Annotated in this window: 3 protein-coding genes; 2 read left to right on the top strand and 1 reads right to left on the bottom strand. The window is 35.2% G+C overall.

Annotated features, from left to right (window positions below; genetic code table 11):
- Positions 1 to 103 precede the first annotated feature (103 nt).
- Positions 104 to 418 carry a type II toxin-antitoxin system HigB family toxin gene (locus AC0QT4_RS09130; protein WP_473201351.1) on the top strand — a complete coding sequence of 105 codons (315 nt, stop codon included), beginning with the start codon at positions 104 to 106 and terminating at the stop codon, positions 416 to 418.
- Positions 415 to 771, top strand: coding sequence for a helix-turn-helix domain-containing protein (locus AC0QT4_RS09125; RefSeq protein ID WP_473201350.1), 357 nt, complete (start codon positions 415 to 417; stop codon positions 769 to 771). Before AC0QT4_RS09130 ends, AC0QT4_RS09125 begins: the two co-directional genes overlap by 4 nt.
- 115 nt (positions 772 to 886) lie before the next feature.
- Here AC0QT4_RS09125 and AC0QT4_RS09120 read toward each other — a convergent pair.
- Positions 887 to 1398: DNA adenine methylase (locus AC0QT4_RS09120; protein ID WP_473201349.1), on the bottom strand; the 512-nt coding region annotated here is incomplete at its 5' end.

Below are 1398 nucleotides of genomic sequence, written 5' to 3'. Positions count from 1 at the left end.
GAACCGTTCTTGAGAACAGTTGGTTTTCAAGCAGTACTTTTTTATAAATATCTTGACATAGTCCCAAAATGGTACTAAGGTTAATAAAAATCAGGATACACTTATGAAAATTATTAAAATCTCCACACTTCAAGTTTTTTGGGCTAGATATCCTGATGCAGAACAACCCTTAAAAGCATGGATAGATGAAGCTAAAAATGCACAATGGCGTTCACCTCATGACATTAAAGAGAAATATAAAAATGCAAGCATATTAAAGAATAATCGTGTTGTTTTTAATATTAGAGGCAATGATTATCGTTTAATTGTTTCAATCTTTTATCCAGCAGGCTGGCTTTATATAAAATTTATAGGAACACACAAACAGTATGATGCAATTGATGCGAATACTGTAGAACTAAAGGAATTTAAGAAATGAATATTAAGCCCATTCGTACAGAGAAAGATTACCAAGAAGCATTAGAAATTGTGTCTGCGATGTTTGACAATCAACCTAAAGAGAATACTCCAGAATTTGATCAAATGGAGGTTCTTGTGTTGTTGATTGAAGCATATGAAGCAGAACACTACCCTGTTTCTCCTCCTCATCCGATTGAAGCTATTAAATTTAGAATGGAACAAATGAACTTAAGTGCTAAAGATCTCGTTCCAGCGATTGGTCATTTAAATCGCGTTTATGAAATCTTGAGTGGCAAAAGAAAATTAACACTACGCATGATTAGAAACTTGCATCAACAATTTAATATTCCATTGGAAAGCTTGATAGCTTAGGTTTTATTAAAAAGGCGGAGGGGAGGTCAAACTTTGACACTAGATTTTGTAGTAATTTACTTTTTAAAAGGGGCTTCAGAGGTCATTTAAAGCCCTTTTAATGAATCTTTTTTTCCTAAAAATCGCAATTTGAGATAATCAACTCTTTAGCCGGAATCGCATTATTTGAGGCGTTACACGAATAAAGTGTTTTTACCTCTCTTATCTTAAATTGACTAAAGGTTTTTCGTATCTCTGGCACATCATTGAGAGAGAGAAGAAACTTGCCCTTTAATTGTGCAAGCAATGTGGACATCGTCTGGTAATCCTCTCGCTTAAACAAATCCTTCCCATAGTAATCCTCAACACCCCAATAAGGTGGATCAAGGTAAAACAAGGTGTTTGTTCGGTCATAGCGAAGGATAAAATCAGACCAATCTAAATGTTCAATGGTAACACCTGTTAAACGCTGGTAAATAAGCTTTAATAATGCTTCAATTTTGAATGTATTAAACCGTGCACTGCGACTCACTTCAACCCCAATCGTACGATGGGCAACCTGACCACTAAAACTCAATCTCTGTAGATATAAAAATCGCAAAGCCCGCTCTAAATCGGTAAGGGTCTTTGGGTCTTGCAAAGTGAAAT

Source organism: Bartonella sp. EBT8 (assembly GCF_055796165.1).
Note: the sequence above shows the minus strand (reverse complement) of the source record. Positions and strands in the feature narration are given on the sequence as shown.

Bases quoted from the DNA above. Each gene is read 5' to 3' on its own strand.
- AC0QT4_RS09130 (WP_473201351.1), top strand. From the start codon at position 104: ATGAAAATTATTAAAATCTCCACACTTCAAGTTTTTTGGGCTAGATAT.
- AC0QT4_RS09125 (WP_473201350.1), top strand. From the start codon at position 415: ATGAATATTAAGCCCATTCGTACAGAGAAAGATTACCAAGAAGCATTA.